This window comes from Streptomyces sp. NPDC086777, assembly GCF_040702065.1.
Classification (GTDB): Bacteria; Actinomycetota; Actinomycetes; order Streptomycetales; family Streptomycetaceae; genus Streptomyces.
Genome location: NZ_JBFBJI010000042.1, coordinates 60,174 through 78,707, shown reverse-complemented (window position 1 = coordinate 78,707; position 18,534 = coordinate 60,174). Strand labels below are relative to the sequence as shown.

18 protein-coding genes are annotated in these 18,534 nt (G+C 71.2%); 11 read left to right on the top strand and 7 right to left on the bottom strand.

Annotation, left to right across the window (positions count from 1 at the left end; all coding sequences use genetic code 11):
* Both AB0472_RS38480 and leuE read left to right on the top strand, forming a co-directional pair.
* On the top strand, nt 1-500 hold a 500-nt coding region (locus AB0472_RS38480), incomplete at its 5' end, for a methylmalonyl-CoA mutase family protein (protein ID WP_366363742.1).
* A 71-nt stretch (nt 501-571) separates the two neighbouring features.
* Nucleotides 572-1,225, top strand: coding sequence for a leucine efflux protein LeuE (leuE, locus tag AB0472_RS38475; RefSeq protein WP_366363740.1), 654 nt, complete (start codon nt 572-574; stop codon nt 1,223-1,225).
* Nucleotides 1,226-1,270: 45 nt separating this feature from the next.
* On the opposite strand, the gene AB0472_RS38470 is transcribed toward leuE, so the two are convergent.
* Nucleotides 1,271-1,663, bottom strand: coding sequence for a PadR family transcriptional regulator (locus AB0472_RS38470; protein ID WP_366363738.1), 393 nt, complete (start codon nt 1,661-1,663; stop codon nt 1,271-1,273).
* A gap of 122 nt (nt 1,664-1,785) precedes the next feature.
* Between AB0472_RS38470 and AB0472_RS38465 the strand changes: the two genes are divergently transcribed.
* The 3 genes from AB0472_RS38465 (at nt 1,786) to AB0472_RS38455 (ending at nt 2,867) form a co-directional block, all read left to right on the top strand.
* On the top strand, nt 1,786-1,977 hold the full coding sequence (locus AB0472_RS38465; RefSeq protein WP_366363736.1) for a hypothetical protein: 192 nt from the start codon (nt 1,786-1,788) through the stop codon (nt 1,975-1,977).
* A gap of 134 nt (nt 1,978-2,111) precedes the next feature.
* Entirely contained in the window at nt 2,112-2,501 is a 390-nt protein-coding gene (locus AB0472_RS38460) for a TMEM175 family protein (protein ID WP_366363734.1), read from the top strand.
* 105 nt (nt 2,502-2,606) lie between these two features.
* The gene (locus AB0472_RS38455; RefSeq protein ID WP_366363732.1) at nt 2,607-2,867 is read left to right on the top strand and encodes a hypothetical protein; all 261 of its coding nucleotides are present in this window, start codon (nt 2,607-2,609) and stop codon (nt 2,865-2,867) included.
* On the opposite strand, the gene AB0472_RS38450 is transcribed toward AB0472_RS38455, so the two are convergent.
* Nucleotides 2,864-4,249 carry an FAD-dependent monooxygenase gene (locus AB0472_RS38450; RefSeq protein WP_366363730.1) on the bottom strand — a complete coding sequence of 462 codons (1,386 nt, stop codon included), beginning with the start codon at nt 4,247-4,249 and terminating at the stop codon, nt 2,864-2,866. The two genes, AB0472_RS38455 and AB0472_RS38450, sit on opposite strands and share 4 nt — an antisense overlap.
* 71 nt (nt 4,250-4,320) lie before the next feature.
* Between AB0472_RS38450 and AB0472_RS38445 the strand changes: the two genes are divergently transcribed.
* A complete protein-coding gene (locus AB0472_RS38445; RefSeq protein WP_366363728.1) occupies nt 4,321-4,965 on the top strand; it encodes a TetR/AcrR family transcriptional regulator C-terminal domain-containing protein in 645 nt (214 codons plus the stop codon).
* Between the two features lie 159 nt (nt 4,966-5,124).
* Here AB0472_RS38445 and AB0472_RS38440 read toward each other — a convergent pair whose 3' ends face one another.
* From AB0472_RS38440 to AB0472_RS38420, 5 genes are all read right to left on the bottom strand, one after another.
* Entirely contained in the window at nt 5,125-6,039 is a 915-nt protein-coding gene (locus tag AB0472_RS38440; protein ID WP_366363726.1) for a class I SAM-dependent methyltransferase, read from the bottom strand.
* Nucleotides 6,040-6,181: 142 nt separating this feature from the next.
* The gene (locus AB0472_RS38435; protein WP_366363724.1) at nt 6,182-7,291 is read right to left on the bottom strand and encodes an acyltransferase; all 1,110 of its coding nucleotides are present in this window, start codon (nt 7,289-7,291) and stop codon (nt 6,182-6,184) included.
* Nucleotides 7,292-7,493: 202 nt separating this feature from the next.
* On the bottom strand, nt 7,494-10,184 hold the full coding sequence (locus tag AB0472_RS38430) for a glycosyltransferase family 4 protein (RefSeq protein WP_366363722.1): 2,691 nt from the start codon (nt 10,182-10,184) through the stop codon (nt 7,494-7,496).
* A 304-nt stretch (nt 10,185-10,488) separates the two neighbouring features.
* Entirely contained in the window at nt 10,489-11,823 is a 1,335-nt protein-coding gene (locus AB0472_RS38425; protein ID WP_366363720.1) for an alpha-2,8-polysialyltransferase family protein, read from the bottom strand.
* Nucleotides 11,820-12,797 (bottom strand): glycosyltransferase family 2 protein, encoded by a 978-nt coding sequence (locus AB0472_RS38420; RefSeq protein ID WP_366363718.1) that lies wholly within the window; start codon nt 12,795-12,797, stop codon nt 11,820-11,822. Before AB0472_RS38420 ends, AB0472_RS38425 begins: the two co-directional genes overlap by 4 nt.
* 198 nt (nt 12,798-12,995) lie before the next feature.
* Between AB0472_RS38420 and AB0472_RS38415 the strand changes: the two genes are divergently transcribed.
* The 5 genes from AB0472_RS38415 (at nt 12,996) to AB0472_RS38395 (ending at nt 18,509) form a co-directional block, all read left to right on the top strand.
* On the top strand, nt 12,996-14,318 hold the full coding sequence (locus tag AB0472_RS38415) for a DUF6716 putative glycosyltransferase (RefSeq protein ID WP_366363716.1): 1,323 nt from the start codon (nt 12,996-12,998) through the stop codon (nt 14,316-14,318).
* Between the two features lie 47 nt (nt 14,319-14,365).
* Complete coding sequence (locus AB0472_RS38410; protein ID WP_366363714.1) at nt 14,366-15,616, top strand: acylneuraminate cytidylyltransferase; 1,251 nt, start codon at nt 14,366-14,368, stop codon at nt 15,614-15,616.
* 15 nt (nt 15,617-15,631) lie between these two features.
* Complete coding sequence (locus AB0472_RS38405; protein WP_366363712.1) at nt 15,632-16,567, top strand: N-acetylneuraminate synthase family protein; 936 nt, start codon at nt 15,632-15,634, stop codon at nt 16,565-16,567.
* A 65-nt stretch (nt 16,568-16,632) separates the two neighbouring features.
* Nucleotides 16,633-17,772 (top strand): hypothetical protein, encoded by a 1,140-nt coding sequence (locus AB0472_RS38400; RefSeq protein WP_366363710.1) that lies wholly within the window; start codon nt 16,633-16,635, stop codon nt 17,770-17,772.
* A gap of 230 nt (nt 17,773-18,002) precedes the next feature.
* A complete protein-coding gene (locus AB0472_RS38395; RefSeq protein WP_366363708.1) occupies nt 18,003-18,509 on the top strand; it encodes a carboxymuconolactone decarboxylase family protein in 507 nt (168 codons plus the stop codon).
* Nucleotides 18,510-18,534: the final 25 nt, after the last annotated feature.

Sequence of the window (18,534 nt, the reverse complement as noted above, 5' to 3'; positions counted from 1 at the left end):
AGACCGACGTGACGGCGACGGTGGACCCCTTCGCGGGCTCGTACGCGATCGAGCGCATGACCGACCAGGTGGAGGAGGCGGCCGTCGCTCTGATGCGCAGGGTCGAGGAGCTGGGTGGTGCGGTCGCGGCGATCGAGCACGGTTTCCAGAAGGGCGAGATCGAGCGGAACGCCTACCGCATCGCCCAGGAGACCGACGCCGGTGAACGGGTCGTCGTCGGCGTCAACCGCTTCCGGCTCGACGAGGAGGAACCCTACGAGCCACTGCGCGTCGACCCGGCCATCGAGGCCCGGCAGACGGAGCGCCTCGCACGGCTGCGCGCCGACCGCGACCGGGCGGCCGTCGCCGGGACCCTCGCCGCCCTGAAGAAGGCGGCCGAGGGCGACGACAACGTGCTGCCCCCGATGAAGGAGGCGCTGCGAGCGCGCGCCACGGTGGGGGAGGTGTGCGACGCGCTGCGGGAGGTGTGGGGGGCCTACGAGCCGAGGGACGCGTTCTGACGGTGCGGTCCGGCGGGGCGTGACGGACGGCACCCGGGGCGTTGTCGGACCCGCGTGCGAGACTGATGCGCATGTTCGGCGTCATCGATCTCCCCACCTACCTGGCAGGACTTGTCCTGATCGTCCTGCTGCCCGGGCCCAACTCCCTCTACGTGCTGTCCGTCGCGGCCCGGCAGGGGATCCGGGCCGGTTACACCGCCGCCGCGGGCGTGTGGTGCGGGGACACCGTGCTGATGACGCTGTCGGCGGCCGGGGTGGCCTCGCTGCTCAAGGCCAACGCGGTGCTGTTCGGGATCGTGAAGTACGCGGGTGCGGGCTATCTCACCTGGCTGGCGATAGGGATGCTGCGGGCGGCCTGGGCGATGTGGCGGTCGCGGAAGCAGCAGGCGGTGGAGCAGACGGCACCGGCCGCCGTCCCGGCGCACGAGCGCCCCTACCGCCGGGCCCTGGTGATCAGCCTCTTCAACCCGAAGGCGATCCTGTTCTTCATCGCCTTCTTCGTGCAGTTCGTCGACCCGGCGTACGCGTACCCGGCGATCTCCTTCGTCGTCCTCGGCACCTTCGCCCAGGTGGCCAGCTTCCTCTATCTCAGTGCCCTGATATTCAGCGGTACGAGGCTGGCCGACGCGTTCCGCCGGCGCAAGCGGATGTCGGCGACGGCCACGTCGGCGGCGGGGGTGCTGTTCCTCGGGTTCGCGGTGAAGCTGACGCTGGCCAGCGCCTGAGTCCGGGCCCGGGACGGAGCCGCCGGGCGTACCCGGCGGCCGGGGTCACAGGTGCTCGGCCAGCCGTTCGGCGGCCCAGTCGGCCCGTTCCGCCGAGGTCGCCGAGCCGCGCAGGCCGTATTCGAGGATGAGCCAGCCGCAGACCCGCACCGGGTCGGCGACCCATTCGGCTTTGTCCCGCACGGCCTCCAGGGCGGCCGGCCGTTCGCGGTTGACGCGGGCGAAGTTCTTCAGGTGGTCGACGCCCTCCTCACGGCTGAGCGTCCACAGGAAGAAGACCCGCAGCAGGGCGGCGCTGCGGAAGGCGAGGTCGGTGCCGGGCTCGGTGAGCCGGCCGCGCAGTTCCGCGCGCCCGGCGTCGGTGATGCCGTACTGGCGGCGCCGGCGCGCGCCGGCGCCGGTGACCTCGATCAGCCCCTTCTCGCTGAGCTTCGCCAACTCGCCGTGGACCTGGCTCTTCTGGGCGGGCCAGACGACGGCCAGGCCCGTTCACCCTGGCCCTCGCACGGGCCGAGGTGCCCCGGGAGTTCTGGGACTCCCCCCGGTTCATCAGGGTCGACATGGTGCTGACCGCGATCTGGGCGGCCGGGTTCACCCTCGGCGCGCTCGCCTGTGCCGCCGTCGTCGGCTACGACCACTCCGCGACGGTGCCGCTCGTCACCGCCCGGGTGCTGGCGTTCGTCCTCCCCTTCGCCGTCGGCGGCCGGTACGCGGCACGGGCCAGGGCCGGCGCCGCGCAGGCCCTGGTGTGACGCCCGCGACCCCATACGCTCCGGACCCCTTCACGCTTACGGCTTCACGCGTACGGCTTCACGCGTACGGCTTCATCCGCACCTTCACCCGCACTTGTTCACCCGCACGTCGTCGCACGAGGAAGCAGTCGAACATGCCCGACACCCGCGCGCAGCACACCGCCGGGCCCGCTGACCCGACCGCGCACACCGAGGAGGCTCCCATCGCCGGAGGCCGGCCGGTGAGCCCGGAACGGCTGATCTACTTCTCGGACGCGGTGGTGGCCATCGCCATCACCCTGCTCGCCCTGGAACTGCCGGTCCCCACCGGGGAGGTCCACGGCAACTCCGGCGTCCTGTACTTCCTGCGCGAGCACCTCGCGGAGTACACCGCGTTCCTGGTCAGCTTCTGGGCCATCGCCACCCACTGGGTGATCCACCGGCGGCTGTTCCGGTATGCGACCGGACTCTCGGGCGGTGCCGTCCGGTGGAACCTGCTGTGGCTGCTCGCGATCGTCGTCACCCGTTCACCACGAAGCTGCTGACCAGCGAGGCCGACGCGTTCGAGGTCCAGTTCATCGTGTATGCGGCCGTCCAGGTGCTGACCTGCCTGTTCCTCCGGCCGCCGTCGCGGACCTGCGCAGATCGGGTTGCTGGACATCGGCGGCGCGAGGGAGGCCGTCTCCGGCACGATGAGCCGGCCGACCGCCCTCATGCTGGCCCTCCTCGTCTCCGTACCGGTCGCCCTCGTCACCCACTGGGCGTCCGTGTGCCGGGCCCTCCTCCCGGCGATCCGGATCGGTCCGCGTGGCCTCCCGCGCCCCGAGGGGGCGCGGGGAACCGCGCGGCCGGCCACGACGGCGCCGCGGATGCCGGACGACCCGATGCGGCGTCTGCGGCGGCGCGCCTAGGCGTTGAAGGCTCCGGTACGCGCCGCGTACCCCCGCAGCTCGTCCGCCGTCTCCCCGGCCCACCCCACGTAGCCGTCCGGGCGGACCAGGAACACCCCCGGGCCGTACGACTCCGGGGCGGGCAGGCCGCCGAGGCCGGCCACCGGTTTTGGGGCCAGCAGCGTCCAGTGCGGCCCGCGGAACGCGTCGAACATCCGCACCCCGTCCGCGTTGCGCCCGTCGGGCGCGCGGTCGCCCGCCCGCACCGGCCCAGGGTTCGCCCGGGTCTCCTCGGCGAGCGAGGACTCCCGGTAGCCGATGCCCAGCTGGACCGTGGCCTCGCCCCGCCGGACCTCGCCGTTGTGGACGCTCGTCGAGAGGCCCAGCATGGCGGCGGCGTTCGCCCGGCGCTCCTCCTCGTAGGTGTCGAGGAGCGCGTCCGGGGCCCGCCCGGCGAGCACCGCGGCCAGCTTCCAGCCCAGGTTGTAGGCGTCCTGGACGCTGGTGTTCAGGCCCTGGCCGCCGGCCGGGGAGTGGACGTGGGCCGCGTCGCCCGCCAGGAAGACCCGGCCCACCCGGAACCGGTCGGCCAGCGCGGCACGGGGCCGGAAGTCGGAGGCCCAGCGCACCTCGGTGACGTCGGCCGCGTCGAGGTGGCTGTAGGTCGTCACCAGTCGGCGCAGGCCTGCCAGGGACAGGTCGATCTCCGTGCCCTCCGGCAGCCGGGCGCCCAGCTGGAACTCGTCGGTGCCAGCCAGCGGGCACAGCGCCACACCGCAGCCGTCGTCGCCGACGAAGGTGTGCCAGTGCTCGCGGTCGAGTCCCCGCACCCGCAGGTCGGCCACGAGGAAGGGGCTCGGGTCGACCGACTCGCCGGTCATCCCGACGCCGACCGCGCGCCGTACGGCCGAACGTCCGCCGTCCGCCGCCACGACGTACCGGGCCCGGGCCGCCGTGCCGTCGGCGAAGTGGGCGGTCACCCCCTCCGCGTCCTGCTCCAGGCCCGTCAGCGCGCGCCCGAACGCGACCCGGCCGCCCAGCTCCCGCAGCCGTGCGTACAGCACCTCCTGCGTGCGCCACTGCGCGACCATCAGCGGCTCGGTGTACGGCGCCCCCTCGTCCGCCGCCACCGCGTCGAACATCGGCTTCGTGCCGAGGGGCTCGCCGTTCTTCCAGAGCAGCTGGGGCGGGTAGGGGCCGCCGGCCGCGCGCATCGCGTCGAGGACGCCGAGGTCGTCGTACACCTCCTGCGTGCGCGGCTGGATCCCCTTGCCGCGCGAGCCCGGGAACAGCTTCTCGCCGGCCTCCACGACCAGTGCGTCCACCCCGCGCCGGGCGAGGTCGATCCCGAGGACGAGCCCGGTGGGTCCGGCGCCGACGACCAGTACATCCAACGTATCCATCGCATTTCTCCTTAACGTCGTTAAGTGCCGTCGGCGACAAGGCTGCCCTTAACGCTGTTAAGCTGTCAAGCGTGAGTACGGAACGACGCGCCCCCCTCGACCGCCGCCGGGTCGCCGACACGGCCCTGCGCCTGCTGAACGAGGTCGGTCTTGAGGGGCTGACCCTGCGGGCCATCGCCAAGGAGCTGGACGTCAAGGCCCCGGCCCTGTACTGGCACTTCAAGGACAAGCAGGCGCTGCTCGACGAGATGGCGACGGAGATGTACCGCCGGATGGTCGCGCAGGCGCGGCTCGACCCGACCGGGAGCTGGCAGGACGTGCTGCGGACGACCGGCCGCGGACTGCGCACGGCGCTGCTCGGCTACCGCGACGGGGCGAAGGTCTACAGCGGTTCACGTTTCACGGGCATCGAACACGCCCCGGAGCAGGAGGCCTACCTGCGCGTCATGACGGAGGCCGGTTTCACCCTCGCCCAGGCGGCCCGGGCGGGCATGACGACGACCGCCTACACCATCGGCTTCGTCATCGAGGAACAGGGCGTCGTACCCCTCTCGGGCGAGCGCCGGGAGGGGTACGACGTGGCGGAACGCGCCCGCCTGATGGCCGGCTTCCCGCTGGCGGCGGAGGCCGGCAGGGAGCTCTTCGACGATTACGACCAGCACTTCGAGGAAGGGCTGGAGATCGTCATCGCGGGGATCGGGGCGCGGTGGCGCTAGAGGAGGTTTCCGAGGGTGTGGTAGATCGGGGAGGCCACGTCGGCCGCCGCCGGCCCGACGGTGCCGGCCGTGGAGCCGAGTCCGTCGAGCGAGCCGGCGTACCGGCTCGCGCCGAAGGCGGCCAGTTCGGGACCCGTGTCCGCGGCGGCGTGCCGGGCGCTACTTCATCGCCTTCCGGATGGCCCGGGTGAGCACCGGTGGCAGCAGGTCCCGGGCGACCCGCCGCATCCTGCCGGGCCGGCGGGGCGGAGTGGCGGGGGCGGCCGGCGGGGCCGGGGCCGCGGGCGCCGGCTCCGGTTCCTCGGGGACGTCCGCGTAGCGCGACGGCGGGAACTCGGGTGCCTGCATTCCCTTGGACTTCAGCCGTACGATCCGGTGCCCCGCGGCGGTCTGGGTGCTCAGGTGGCAGTCGGTCCGCTGCCGGATCATCTCCATCAGCGCCTCCTGCACCGGCTCGGGGTCGCCCCAGGTGCCGTACAGCTTCTGGGTGCTGAGACAGATCGGGTTCAGTCCGCCGTTGAGGACGGCCTCCCACGCCGCTATGGAGACACCGGGCGTGTGCTCGGAACGGAAGTCGTCGAGGACCACGATGCCGTCGGGCAGGAGCAGTTCGCGCGCCGCGTCGATGTCGCCGTGCACGTGCTCGTACAGGTGCGAGGCGTCGACATGCACGAACCGGCAGGAGCCGGGCGTGACTTCGGTGGGGACCACGGAGCTGGGGCCCTGGAGTATCCGGGGGAGTTCCTCGTGGAAGGCGAGGAAGTTCTGCTCGAAGATGCGCCGGGTGAGTTTGCTGTAGGACTTCGTCGACTCGGCCCGGTTCGCGTCGTCCGGGGCGTCGCCCTCGAAGAGGTCGCAGACCGTGTAGCTCTCGCCGGGCCGCAGGTGCCGGGCCGTGAAGATTGCGCTCTTTCCCATGTAGGTCCCGACCTCGAGGAGATCGCCATGCATTCCGGCCTCCTCCTGGCGGCGCAGGAACCAGTCGAAGAGCACCTGGTCGAGCACCGGGAACCAGCCGGGGACGTCGTCGAGACGGCGGGGCGGTCGGGTCGTTTCCTGGGTGGTTATGGCCATGCGGAGAAGGCACTCCCTCGGTACGAAACGGCGGTCTGTGGAATCCCTGCGGAAAACCTGTGCACGGGCAAGGTTCCAAGGTGCCTGCCCGCGGTGCCGATTCGAAACCCAAGCAGAGATGAACGGCGGGCCAACATCAGCGTCAGGCGTTCTTCAGGGCCCTTTTCAGGCGCGGTCCGAGCGGAGTCTCCACGAAGCGGTGGATGAGCCGGGCGAGCCCCAGCATCGCGAGGACCGTCACCACCAGGGTCGGCCACGGCGGCAGCCCCCAGGCCCGGTGCAGGACCCGGATCACGAACCAGCCCAGGTGTTCGTGGACCAGGTAGAAGGGATACGTCAGCGCCCCGGCGGTGGTCAGCCAGGGCCAGGCCGCCCAGCGCGTCCAGCCCGCCGCCACCGCGGCGACGGCGGCGAAGGCGAGGGTGACGAGGAGCATCACGACGTACGGATCACGGGGCGCGCCGGGGTGCCACAGGCCCTGGACCGCCGCGCGCATGCCGAGGATCCAGGAGAGCGCCACGATCCCCCAGGGCAGCAGCCCGTGGCCGAAGCGGTGGACGAGGTAGAGGGCCAGACCGCCGACGAAGTACGGCGCGTACGCGGGCATCACGACCGACTCGGCCCAGGTGCCCTTGGCGCCGGTGGAGAGGACGGCGGCCAGGGTCCACACCGAGCAGAAGAGCACCACCCTGCGGTAGGTGACGCCCGGCAGGACCACCAGCAGCGCGAACAGGGCGTAGAAGCGCACCTCGACCCAGAGGGTCCAGCAGACGCCGAGCACCCGTGGCACGCCCACCGGCTGTTGCAGCATGGTCAGGTTGACCAGGAACTCGTCGAGCCGCACCGGGTGCACCACCGCCGGCAGTGCCACGGACGCGCCGGTGATCAGCACCAGCGCGACCCAGTACGCGGGGTAGAGGCGGGCGACCCGGGAGCGGAAGAAGTCACCGAGGGAACGGCCCCAGCTGCTCATGCAGATCACGAAGCCGCTGATGACGAAGAAGAACTGGACGCCGAGGCAGCCGTAGACGGCCGCCCCGGACAGGGTCGGGAAGACGTGGTCGGGGTTCTGGTGCCAGGAGGCGGAGACGACACCGCCGCGGCCGGCGTAGTGGTAGAGACAGACCATCAGCGCGGCGACGAGACGCAGTCCGTCGAGGGCGAGCAGGCGGGGGCGGGGCCGTCCGGGTGGGGCCGGGACGGCCGCGATCCGCGCAGGCGGCGACGGCAGTGGGGGGGATGCGAGTGGCATGGTCCGGGACGCCTACCCGGGGACATGCCTTTAATCATCCGATCGGCCCGGACGTCGCCGGTACGAAGGAGGTGCACCACCGTCACCTGGGTGAATCACCGGAATGCCACAGACGGCGCCTCCGATAATTCATATGACGGTATTTATTTGTTCGTTCGCCGGTCATGCGATCCGCCGGCGACCCGGCGCGTGAGGCGGGGACTCAGTCGGACTTCAGCAGACGCGCAGAGCGGTTGGACAGCTCGATACGGACCGACTCCTTGCGGGCCAGCTGCCGTATCGCCTTGCCCCGGGCGCCGAGTTCCCCGGCCACGCGGGAGATCTCCGACCACACCCGGCCCCGGTCGCCGCCCGCGATCGCCGCGGCGGACAGCAGCCGGAGCGCCCCGTCGGTCTCGCCGCGCGAGGCCCGGATCTCGGCCATGCCGATGAGCACGTCCACCGGCTGCCTGCGGCGCAGGATCTCCCAGCCCACACGCAGCGCCTCGTCCTGCCGGCCGGCCGTGAAGTGCCGGGTGAAGTCCTCGTTGAGGTACTTGGCGTGCCGGGAGAGCACCGCGGAGAACGGGCCCTCGGCAAAGGCCGTCTCGCCGTCCGGCTCCTGCCCCTCGGCGGCGTCGGAGGTGCCGGCGGTGGCGAGCAGGGCGCGTGCGGCGGCTTCGGGGCCCGCCAGGTTCAGCGCTGCCGTCATCCGGGCGGTGAAGGCGGAGATGTCGAACAGCTCCTCGACGTCCTGGTACTCGTCCTCCGCCACCTCCTCCTCCAGTACCCGCCGCAGCGCGTCCAGGGCCGCCGCGGGCGTGTACTCGGCGAAGGACCGGTAGCCGGGCACCCCCTCCAGCACCTCGCGGGAGCCGACCCGGTGGTAGGTGACCGTACGCAGCCGCTGCTGCACGGCCTCCACCACCGACAGCGGCATCGGGTCGTCCATGCTGGACAGGAAGAACACGTCGGAGTCGGCGAGCTCCTCGCGCACCCGGTCGCGGGAGAGCGCTCCCATCCACTCGACGCGGTCGGACAGCAGCGTCGAGGAACTGATCCGCCAGGTCCTGTGGCCGATCCACGCGAACCGCCACGGCAGGCCCTGCGTGTAGGCGAGTTCCGCGACCCGCGAGAACAGGTCGAGGCCCTTGCGGTCCTGCATCGAGCCGACCATCACGATCCGCGGCCGCTCACCGGGCGTCCGCCGGGCCAGGGTGCGGTGGGTGTCCTGCGGGACGGTGTTGTAGACGACGACCGGGTCGCTCACGCCGAGCTGCCGGAACATGTCGGCCTGGGCGGTGGAGACGCACAGCACCTTGACCTTGGGCAGCACCTGGACCATCTCGGCGTGCCGCAGCGCGTGCTGCTCGCCCTCGAAGTTCATGACGTACTCGGTCTCGTGGGCGTACACCACCACGGACCGGCCCAGGGCGACCAGCGCCTCCGTCAGCTCGTTGGCCAGCGGCGAGCGCCAGAACGGGGCGAGGCTGTTGATCAGGACGACCTCGGTGTCCGCCAGGTCGGCCAGCACGTCCTCGGTGCGCGTGTAGACACCGAGGTCGAAGTAGCGGATGTCGACCGGGTTCTGGGCGAGCAGCGCCTGGGTGTAGGTGAGCACGGGGATCGCCACACCGGTGACGTAGGAGAACCCGAGGCCCAGCACCGCCAGCGAGCGCGGCCGGTTGAGCCGCTCCTCGACGGCGCGCAGGGCGCGGTCGGCACGGGAGCCCCCGGCCGCCTCCTCGACGGGCGCGGTCCGGCGGGTGACCGGCCGCGCGGCCGGCACCTCGGCCTCCTCGATGCGGCGCAGGACGCGGGAGGGGACGTCGTCGTGGAAGGTGAGGAAGTGCTCGACGGGCTCACCGTGCGCGTTGGGCGTGAACTTGCCCGCGCGCTGCAGTTCGGCGGTGACGTCCACGAGCTCGCCGACCGTGCCGACGTTGCGCAGCAGCGGGTGGTTGATCGTCGGGAAGACGATGTTCAGCGCGGGCGGGCTGAACAGGATGAGCGGCGTGCCGGCCCGCAGCGTCTGCAGGTAGGTGGTGGAGAAGAAGGTGATCGCGAGGTCGTAGCCGTCGAGGGACCCGGCGTCCAGGAGTGCGCTCTCGTCGAGCACGGTCACGTCCGGCAGGGTCTGCAGCCAGTCGAGGTGGCCGCGGAGCGTGGAGGGGTGCGGCTTGATCTCCACCTCGCCGAAGCCGGTGAGCGCCTCGCACAGCTCGGTGAGCTGCTCCCGGTGGTCCTTCCTGGAGAGCTTGCGCTGGTCGCTGAGCGGCTGGTCGAGGACGACGATGCGCAGCGGCTCGCCGGCGCCCTTGGTGTGCCGGTGGGCGGCGGAGCGGGCCGCGCGCAGCAGCTGGGGGTCGTCGCTGTGGCCGAGCGCGCCGGTGATGTGGACCGGCACGTTGCTGTCCGGGGAGCGGAACATCAGGTGGTGGGCGGTCGCCGGGCCCCACACGCAGACGGCGGCGGGGGACGAGGAGCCGTAGTACCAGTTCTGGTCGCGCAGGCCCGGGTCGGTCCGCTTGAAGTGGAAGTCGAGGTGCCCGTCCTGTACGAGGACCAGCGGCAGCGTGTCGCGCAGTGCGCCGGCCACCCGGCGGCCGCGCTGGGACTGGTCGTTGAAGAACACCAGCCGGTCGACGCGCTCCTGCTCGGCGTAGGCGCGGATGCGGTGGCCGACCTCCTCCAGGAATTCGTCACCGGTGATCGGCTCCTCGACCTGGAACAGGTTGTGCACCTTGAGGTCGTCGAAGCGGGCCGCCGCCTCCTGCTCGATCCATCCGGCGACATCGCCGTCCCGGTCTGCCGTGACCAAGTGGAAGGAGTGTGCCTCGGCGCCCGGAGCCTTCATGACCTCCGAGGCGAGACCGACACCGTTGCGGTTCTCGACAAACACAGCGATACGCATGGACGCAATCAATCTGCAGTGGGGCGGTCACGTTTTTACCGTGATCACACCCGAACCTTCATGTGAGTGAATGAAATACGACCTCGTTCGGCCGGGGATCGAACCCATTGGGAACCTTGGGTGAACTCTGGGCCACATCGGGTGGTGAGGCAGGGCGAAAGCGAGGAGCAGGCAAGTAAGAAGCCCCCCGTTCTCACAGGGTTTTCATACCTTGTGAAAACGGGGGGCTGGGGGAATGGACAGTTACGTCACAGGTTGTGGGCGCGCGACGGCGCCTCTTCCCGGTGCTCCACGGCACCGCTTCTCAGCGCTTGACGGCCTTCTGCAGCGCCCGGGCGCGGCGGACCACACGGCGGGCCGTGGAGTTGCGGGGAATGAAGGCGAGCCGCCCGGGAATGCCGCCGGGCAGCCCGAGGGAGGTCAGCCGCTTGCGCTTGAAGTAGCGCTTGGCACTTTCGTTGTGATGCCTGCTGAGATAGCGTTCCGTCTCGGCGCGCAGCTGCGGGTAGATCTTCGGCTGCATGGCGAAGCTCACGGCACGGATCAGCTCGCCGAGCGCGTCCACGCCCATGCGCGGACGCTGCTCCTCGACCGCCTTGCGGTCGGTGAGGTCGGGCACCAGTGCGTCGACGACGGTGACCGGGACGCGGTTGCTGTTCTCGTACGGCGTGAGCCTGTCAAGGAGGGTGTCGGTGCCGACGCGGGCGGTCTGCAGGCCGTACAGCGCGGACGCGGTGAGCAGCGCGGTGGAGAAGCAGCCGACGACCAGGGCGGGACGCATCCGCTGGTAGAGCACCTCGGCGAGGACCGTGGTGTCCAGCACGGTGAGGTCGACCTCGAGCTTCTCGGCCTCCTGCTCCAGAGTGCGGGCGAACCGGGCCGGGGCGGAGGGGTGCGGCTTGAACACGACCTTGGTGTGGCCGAGTCGGACGGCGCCCTGCAACATCCGGACGTGCAGGTGCTCCTCCTGCTCCGGGGTGAGGATGTCGAGCGCGGAGAGGTACTGGCCGAGCAGCAGGGCCGGTTCCTCGATCTCGGGCAACTCGTCACCACTGGGGGCGAGTTCGGCCAGCACCTTGGTGAACGCCGCGGTCGGCACGACCTCGCCGTCGACGCCGAACTCGGTGAGCAGCATCGGCTTCAGACCGGGTACCAGGTCGAGGTGGAGGACGCGGTCGACGCGGGTGCCGACCAGCGGGTCGATCTTGTTGCGGGTCGGGCCGTAGCTCATCAGGCCGTCGGCGTAGACCGTGACCGGGGCGCCGTTGAAGATCTGGGTGAGGCTGAGCGAGGGGTTGACCTGGATCGACTCGACGGCGAACTCGACGTCCTCGTCGCCCAGTTGCCACTCGTGGCGCAGGAAGCGTTCCCACAGCGGGAAGTCCTCCGGGCGCGGGGCCCAGCCGCCCGGGTGGAACGGGAAGATCGTCTCGTTGTACGAGATCACGTCGTCGAAGCGGTCGCGCAGCCGCTCGAAGCCGGGCGCCTCGTCCAGGCCCGGGGTGGTCTCGGGGGTCACCGCGTTGTTGCAGACCAGCAGGATGCGCCGATCGGCCGGGCGGAAGGCGCCGGAGTCCAGGGCGGCGGCGAGGGTGGCCGTGCCGTAGAGAGTGGACGCCTGGAAGATCTGGGTGGTCACGCGGCGGCTCCCGCGGGGGCGGGACGGCGGCGCAGCCGGCGCAGCTTGGTGGCGCGCTGGAGGTCCATGGAGTCCAGGGCCTCGTCCAGCACGTCCTGCGGCATGCGCCGCAGTGCGGCCGCACTCATGGATTTCAGCTTCTTCGCCACCGCGGGCTCGAACCTTTCGATGGATCCCAGGTGATGGGAAATGATGGCGCAATACGTGCGGACGGCCTTCGGCAGGAGTTCCTTCGCGTCGGCGTCCTGCGCCGTTTCCTCGATCACCTGGTCGAACGCGCGAATGAAATCGAGCTGACGGACGTCGCCGATCTGTGTGAGTGAAGAGGCTACGCCACGCCGGTAGAAGACGCCGAGCAGGTTCACCGCCGCGAAGGAGCCGGCCTCCCGGTGCAGTTTCCAGATCCACGGCCGGTCCTCGGCCGTGCGCAGCCCGTCCGTGAAATGCACGAGTCCCTTGTCCACCAGGCGGCGGTGGTAGACGCCCGCCCATGCGTAGGCGTAGTCGACGGAGGTGGAACGGTCGGCGGGCAGGATGGCGTCCCGCGGGTTGAGCACGACGTTGCGGCGGCCGACCGGCACCCGGTGTACGACCCGGGCGCGCGCCGTGCACTGCACGTGGTCGGTGCGGACGAAGTCGCAGCCCAGCGACTCGACCGCGTCGACCAGCTGGGGGTAGTAGCCGGGCGCCAGCCAGTCGTCGCCGTCCAGGAAGGTCACGTACTCGCCGCGCGCCCGGTCGATGCCGGTGTTGCGCGCGGTGGCCAGCCCTCCGTTCTGCTCGTGTCTGACATGGACCGCGCCGGGGAGTTCGCGCTCTGCCCGCGCGAGAATCTCCGGTGTCCCGTCGCTCGAGCAGTCGTCGACGAGAATGAATTCGAAGTCCTCACGCGCGTTCGCGCGCAGGCTCCTCAGGGTGTCGGGGGCGTATTGCTGCACGTTGAAGAACGGCACGATGACGGAGAGCTTGACCACGTGAAGGACGTTAGGGGGACGCCCGTCATCCGTCTTGACTGCTGTCTTGAATCGAGGTGAACGACGCGTGGCGAAGCTGTGAACCGGACAATTCTGAGGGCTTATCCCGAGCTGATTCCCCATCCGGAGACGTGTTGTTAACCTTTTGTTGGATTCGGGTTGGGGAGTTCCTCGGAATGGCTTCCTAGCGTCTTCGACGTGCCAGCAAGTGCAACGAAGTCCCTGCGGGTGGCCGTCCTGGCGGACTCCGACACCCGGTGGAAGTGGGGGGCGCTCACCGCGAAGCGCCTGATTCCCGACGAAGCCGACCATGCGGACGTCCGGCTCGACGGCTACCTTCTGCGTGGCCGTGCCACCCCGACCGCCCGCCAGCTCCAGGAGGTCGGCGTCCACGCCGACTCGCTCCGTGAGGTGACGGCCGTCGAGTTCCTGAGAGAGATGGAACGGGAGTCGTACGACATCGCGGTCCTCTCCCTCGTCGGCGGCGGCACGCAGGCCATGCTGCACGGGCTGCGCAGTGCCTGGGCCGGCCGGGAGAGGCGTCCCGTCGTCGTCACCGGCTACGTCGGCGTCGTCTACGAGAAGCTCGCCGACGGCCTGCTCCTGCGGCACGGCGCGGACCTCGTCCTCGCCAACTCCCGCCAGGACGCCGACCGGTTCCGGGCGGTGTACGACGGGGTCGGCGCCGACTCCTCGTCGGTGACCGAGGTGGCGCTGCCGTTCCTCGGCGGGGCGCCCTACGAGGGCGAACACGACCCCTACACCGTGGTGTTCGCCGCCCAGCCGTCGGTCCCGGACAGCCGCAAGGACCGCACCTACCTGCTCGACCGGCTGGTCGAGCACGCCCGCAGGCACCCCGAGCGCGAGGTGCTGCTCAAGCTGCGCTCCAAGCCCGGCGAGCACACCACCCACATCGAGGAACTGCCGTACCAGAAGCTGGTCCAGGGCAAGGACGTGCCCGCCAACTTCCGGCTGGTCTACGGCCACATGGGCGAGGTCCTCGACCGCACCGACCTGCTCGTCACGATGAGCTCGACGGCCGCCCTGGAGTCCCTGCACCGCCGGATCCCCACCGTGGTCCTCACCGACCTCGGCATCCGCGAGGCGCTCGGCAACCACCACTTCGTCGGCTCCGGCTGCCTCGCCTCCTGGGACCAGCTCGACGCCGGACACCGCCCGGTGCCCGACGCCGAGTGGGTCTCGCGGCAGGGCGTCGCCGCCGACGGCAGCTACGCCACCGCCTACGACGCGGCCCGCGAACGCATCGCGAAGCTGCTGGCACGGCCCGGCGGGCTGCCGCCCCTGAACCCGTACTACACGCCCGAGACCGCGTCCGGTTACCTGCCCGGCATCCTGGCCCGCCACCACCTCGGCCCCGACGGCGTCCCGCTCCCGGGCGCGCCCGCCGCCGACAAGGCCCCGGGCCCCGTCCGCCAGATCGTGCGCCGGGCCGCACGCGGCGCCTACCGCCACGGCGTCCAGCGGGTGGCCCCCGTGATCCGACGAATGGGAGAGCTGTGAGCGACCGGATCCCGCGTCAAGCCTCAGTTGCCGAAGGAACAGAGCCGATGCCTCACCCCGAAGGGGCCGTAGTGCCCCGCGTCCTGGCCGTGATCCCCGCCCGGGGTGGCTCCAAGGGCGTGCCCGCCAAGAACCTCGCCCCGGTCGGCGGCGTCCCGCTGGTCGCCCGTGCGGTCCGCGAGTGCGTCGCCTCCCGCCTGGTCACCGACGTGGTCGTCTCCACCGACGACCAGGCCATCGCCGCCGCCGCCCGCTCGGCCGGCGCCGAGGTCGTGCTGCGCCCCGCCGCCATCGCCGGCGACACCGCCACCTCCGAGGCCGCCGTCCTGCACGCCATGGACGCCCACGAGGCGCTGCACGGCGCCACGGTCGACGTCGTGCTGCTCGTACAGTGCACCAGCCCGTTCATCGTCCGCGAGGACATCGACGGGGTGGCCGGCGCGATCGTCGACAACGGCGCCGACACCGCCCTGACCGTGGCCCCCTTCCACGGCTTCGTCTGGCGCGACGAGGTGCACGCCCCCGTGCCGGTGGGCGCCGGCGAGGCCGCCGCCAGCGGAGGCTTCGGCGTCAACCATGACAAGTCGTTCCGCCCGCGCCGCCAGGACCGCCCCCAGGACTTCCTGGAGACCGGCGCCGCCTACGCGATGCGCGCCGACGGCTTCCGCGAGCACCAGCACCGCTTCTTCGGCCACACCGAACTGGTGCGGACCGACCCCGCGCGCGTCCTGGAGATCGACGACCCGCACGAGCTGGCCCGCGCCCGCGCCCTGGCCCCGCTCTTCGACGCGGACCGCCCCGGTGCGCTGCCGACCGCCGACGACGTCGACGCGGTCGTACTGGACTTCGACGGCACCCAGACCGACGACCGGGTGCTGATCGACGCCGATGGAAAGGAGTTCGTCTCCGTGCACCGCGGCGACGGACTCGGCATCGCCGCCCTGCGCAAGAGCGGGCTGAAGATGCTGATCCTCTCCACGGAGCAGAACCCGGTCGTCGCCGCCCGGGCCCGGAAGCTACAGGTTCCGGTCCTGCACGGCATCGACCGCAAGGACCTCGCACTCAAGCAGTGGTGCGAGGAGCAGGGCATCGCTCCCGAGCGCGTGCTCTACGTCGGAAACGACGTCAATGACCTCCCGTGCTTCGCCGTAGCCGGCTGGCCCGTGGCGGTCGCGAGCGCCCACGACGTCGTACGCGGCGCCGCACGCGCGGTCACCAGCCTCCCCGGCGGTGACGGCGCGATCCGAGAGATCGCCAGCTGGATCCTCGGCCCCTCTCTCGATTCCCTCCCGAAGTAAGGACACCCCACAGTCATGAGCAACTCCCGCCTGCGCCAGTTCGGTTCCCGTGAGGTCGGCCCCGGCAAGCCCGTCTACATCTGCGGCGAGATCGGCATCAACCACAACGGTGAGCTGGAGAACGCCTTCAAGCTGATCGACGTCGCCGCCGAGGCCGGCTGCGACGCCGTCAAGTTCCAGAAGCGCACCCCGGAGATCTGCACCCCGCGCGACCAGTGGGACATCGAGCGCGACACCCCCTGGGGCCGCATGACCTACATCGACTACCGCCACCGCGTGGAGTTCGGTGAGGACGAGTACCGTCAGATCGACGACTACTGCAAGACCAAGAACATCGACTGGTTCGCCTCCCCGTGGGACACCGAGGCCGTCGCCTTCCTGGAGAAGTTCGACGTCCCCGCCCACAAGGTCGCCTCCGCCTCCCTCACGGACGACGAGCTGCTGAAGGCGCTGCGCGCCACCGGCCGTTCGGTCATCCTCTCCACCGGCATGTCGACCCCGAAGCAGATCCGCCACGCGGTCGAGGTCCTCGGCTCCGAGAACATCCTCATGTGCCACGCCACCTCGACCTACCCGGCGAAGGCCGAGGAGCTGAACCTCCGCGTGATCAACACGCTGGAGAAGGAGTACCCGAACGTCCCGATCGGCTACTCCGGCCACGAGACGGGCCTGCAGACCACCCTCGCCGCGGTCGCGCTCGGCGCCACCTTCGTCGAGCGTCACATCACTCTCGACCGCGCCATGTGGGGCTCCGACCAGGCCGCCTCCGTGGAGCCGCAGGGCCTTCAGCGTCTGGTCCGCGACATCCGCATCATCTCCGAGTCCCTCGGCGACGGCGTCAAGAAGGTCTACGACTCCGAGCTCGGCCCGATGAAGAAGCTGCGCCGCGTCAACGGTGTCGTCGCCGAGGCGGAGATCGCCGCGGCCGCCGGCGAGCCGGTCCAGGTCTGAGCCCGGATCCGAGTCCGAGTCCGAGTCTGATTGATGTGTTACGACGACGGGACGGTCGTACGTCGATGAGCCCCCGCGCCGGGAACGCCGGCCCCCACACACTCGCCTTCGTCGAGAGTCCGGTGCAGCTGCTGAACGTGCTGGAGTGGGCGCACGTCCACGCCCTGCGCGGGGCGGCGGACCCCGTGCCGGCCGTACCCGGACAGGTACGGCGCTCGGCAACCGGCATATCTGCACCCGGCGCGGAGCTCACTGTCGTCGTCCTGTCCCCGACGGACCCCATGACCCGGGGCCAGCTGCGCCGTATGGCGGACCTGGCCCGGGACGAGGGATACCGGGTCCGCTGGGAGGAAGCACGGGGCGGTACCGCCGCACCCTTCCACACGATCGGCGGCCTGGCGGGCCCGCTCCGCCGGGCCGACCGCATCGTGATGGGAGACCCGTTCTCCCGCTACGTGCAACTGCTCCTGACCATCACCCGCGCCCGTGACCTGGTCGTGGTCGACGACGGCACGGCGACGATGGAGTTCGTGGCCCAGCTGGCGCGCGGGGAACGCCTGGTCCGCTGGCACCGCAAGGGCGGCCGGCCCGGTGCCCGGGACCTGCTCTTCGCGCCGGTCTCCTCCTCCGCCCGCCGCCGCCTCACCCCGAGCGCCCACCGCCGGGTGGAGGTCTTCTCCTCCATGCCGGTGACGGAGACGCCGGCCGGGGTGACGGTCACCGCGAACGACTTCGGCTGGACCCGCGCCCGCTTCGGCCCGCCGCGCATCACCAAGGGCGCCGACATGGTCGGCACCTCCCTGGTGGAGACGGGCGTCGTGGACGGCGACCGCTACCTGGAGGCCGTCCAGACCCTGGCCAAGGCGCACGGCGCGACCCGCTACTTCGCGCACCGCCGCGAGAGCACCGAGAAACTCCACCGGCTGGCGGCCGAGACGGGCCTGGAGATAGTCCGCCCGGACCTCCCCCTGGAACTGATCGCCCGCCGCGGCCCCATAGGCCGTACGATCCTCAGCTTCCCCTCGACGGTCGTGCACACCCTCCCGCTGGCCCTGGCCGGCACGGGCGTCCGGGTGGCCGTCTGCGACATCGACCCGGCATGGCTGACGGAGAACGCGTCCCCGCGCGCCCAGGGCTTCCTGTCCGGGGTCACGGGGACGGCGAAGGACGTCCACCGGCTGGCGGCGGTCGCGGGCCCGGCCTGACCTCCGGGCCGCCGCCCGCGGTCCGGGGGAAGCCGTCGTCCGCACGGCGAGCGCCGCGCGGTCCGCGAGGGCGCGGGCCACGAGCCGCCCACCGGAGGGGCCCCGGCCGGGCTCGGGTGACGGCGGTCACGGCCCTGCCGCGGGCGGGCGCGCCGTCGCGGTCACATCTCCCCGTTCCGTTCCGTCAGTGCGGTGACAGCGACCCGACAGCGCTCACCGAGGAGACGGCGATGGAAGCACGATCGATCACGGCAGCGGTTCCGATGACCCCCCGGATGTCCGACGACCCCGCGCAGCTCGTCCCCGAGCTGGCGGAGGTGTCGGCGGCACTGTTCCGGGTCACCGGCAACGGCTCGGTACCGCGGCCCACGATCGGCCTGGTCCAGCTCCGGGCCGGCCAGATCGTCGGCAGCACGTACCTGACCGTCCTGCACACGGGGTTCCTGCGCAAGGCCGGGGAGCCGGAGGAGCGGATCACGTCGGTGGCGTCCTGGCAGGACTCGCCGTACTTCACAGCGGCGGAGCGCGCGGCGCTGGCCCTCGTCGAGGCGGTGCTCCGGCCCCCGGCGGACGGCGAGCGCGTCTCCGACGAGCTGTACGCACAGGCGGCCGAACACTACGAGCCCAAGGCCCTCGCCACCCTGATGTTCGTGATCGGCCAGGTCAACTTCTTCGTCCCGGTCGCGCTGATCGCCAAGCCGGTACCGGGGCGGGCGTTCAACGCGCCGTGGAAGTGAGGCGGTCCCACCGCGACGGCGGCCG

What these genes read in the sequence shown, in the direction of transcription:
- AB0472_RS38395 (WP_366363708.1), top strand. Translation starts at nt 18,003, where the DNA reads ATGGAAGCACGATCGATCACGGCAGCGGTTCCGATGACCCCCCGGATG.
- AB0472_RS38400 (WP_366363710.1), top strand. Translation starts at nt 16,633, where the DNA reads ATGAGCCCCCGCGCCGGGAACGCCGGCCCCCACACACTCGCCTTCGTC.
- AB0472_RS38405 (WP_366363712.1), top strand. Translation starts at nt 15,632, where the DNA reads ATGAGCAACTCCCGCCTGCGCCAGTTCGGTTCCCGTGAGGTCGGCCCC.
- AB0472_RS38440 (WP_366363726.1), bottom strand. Translation starts at nt 6,039, where the DNA reads ATGGCCATAACCACCCAGGAAACGACCCGACCGCCCCGCCGTCTCGAC.
- AB0472_RS38460 (WP_366363734.1), top strand. Translation starts at nt 2,112, where the DNA reads ATGCCCGACACCCGCGCGCAGCACACCGCCGGGCCCGCTGACCCGACC.
- AB0472_RS38430 (WP_366363722.1), bottom strand. Translation starts at nt 10,184, where the DNA reads ATGCGTATCGCTGTGTTTGTCGAGAACCGCAACGGTGTCGGTCTCGCC.
- AB0472_RS38435 (WP_366363724.1), bottom strand. Translation starts at nt 7,291, where the DNA reads ATGCCACTCGCATCCCCCCCACTGCCGTCGCCGCCTGCGCGGATCGCG.
- leuE (WP_366363740.1), top strand. Translation starts at nt 572, where the DNA reads ATGTTCGGCGTCATCGATCTCCCCACCTACCTGGCAGGACTTGTCCTG.
- AB0472_RS38465 (WP_366363736.1), top strand. Translation starts at nt 1,786, where the DNA reads ATGGTGCTGACCGCGATCTGGGCGGCCGGGTTCACCCTCGGCGCGCTC.
- AB0472_RS38410 (WP_366363714.1), top strand. Translation starts at nt 14,366, where the DNA reads ATGCCTCACCCCGAAGGGGCCGTAGTGCCCCGCGTCCTGGCCGTGATC.
- AB0472_RS38450 (WP_366363730.1), bottom strand. Translation starts at nt 4,249, where the DNA reads ATGGATACGTTGGATGTACTGGTCGTCGGCGCCGGACCCACCGGGCTC.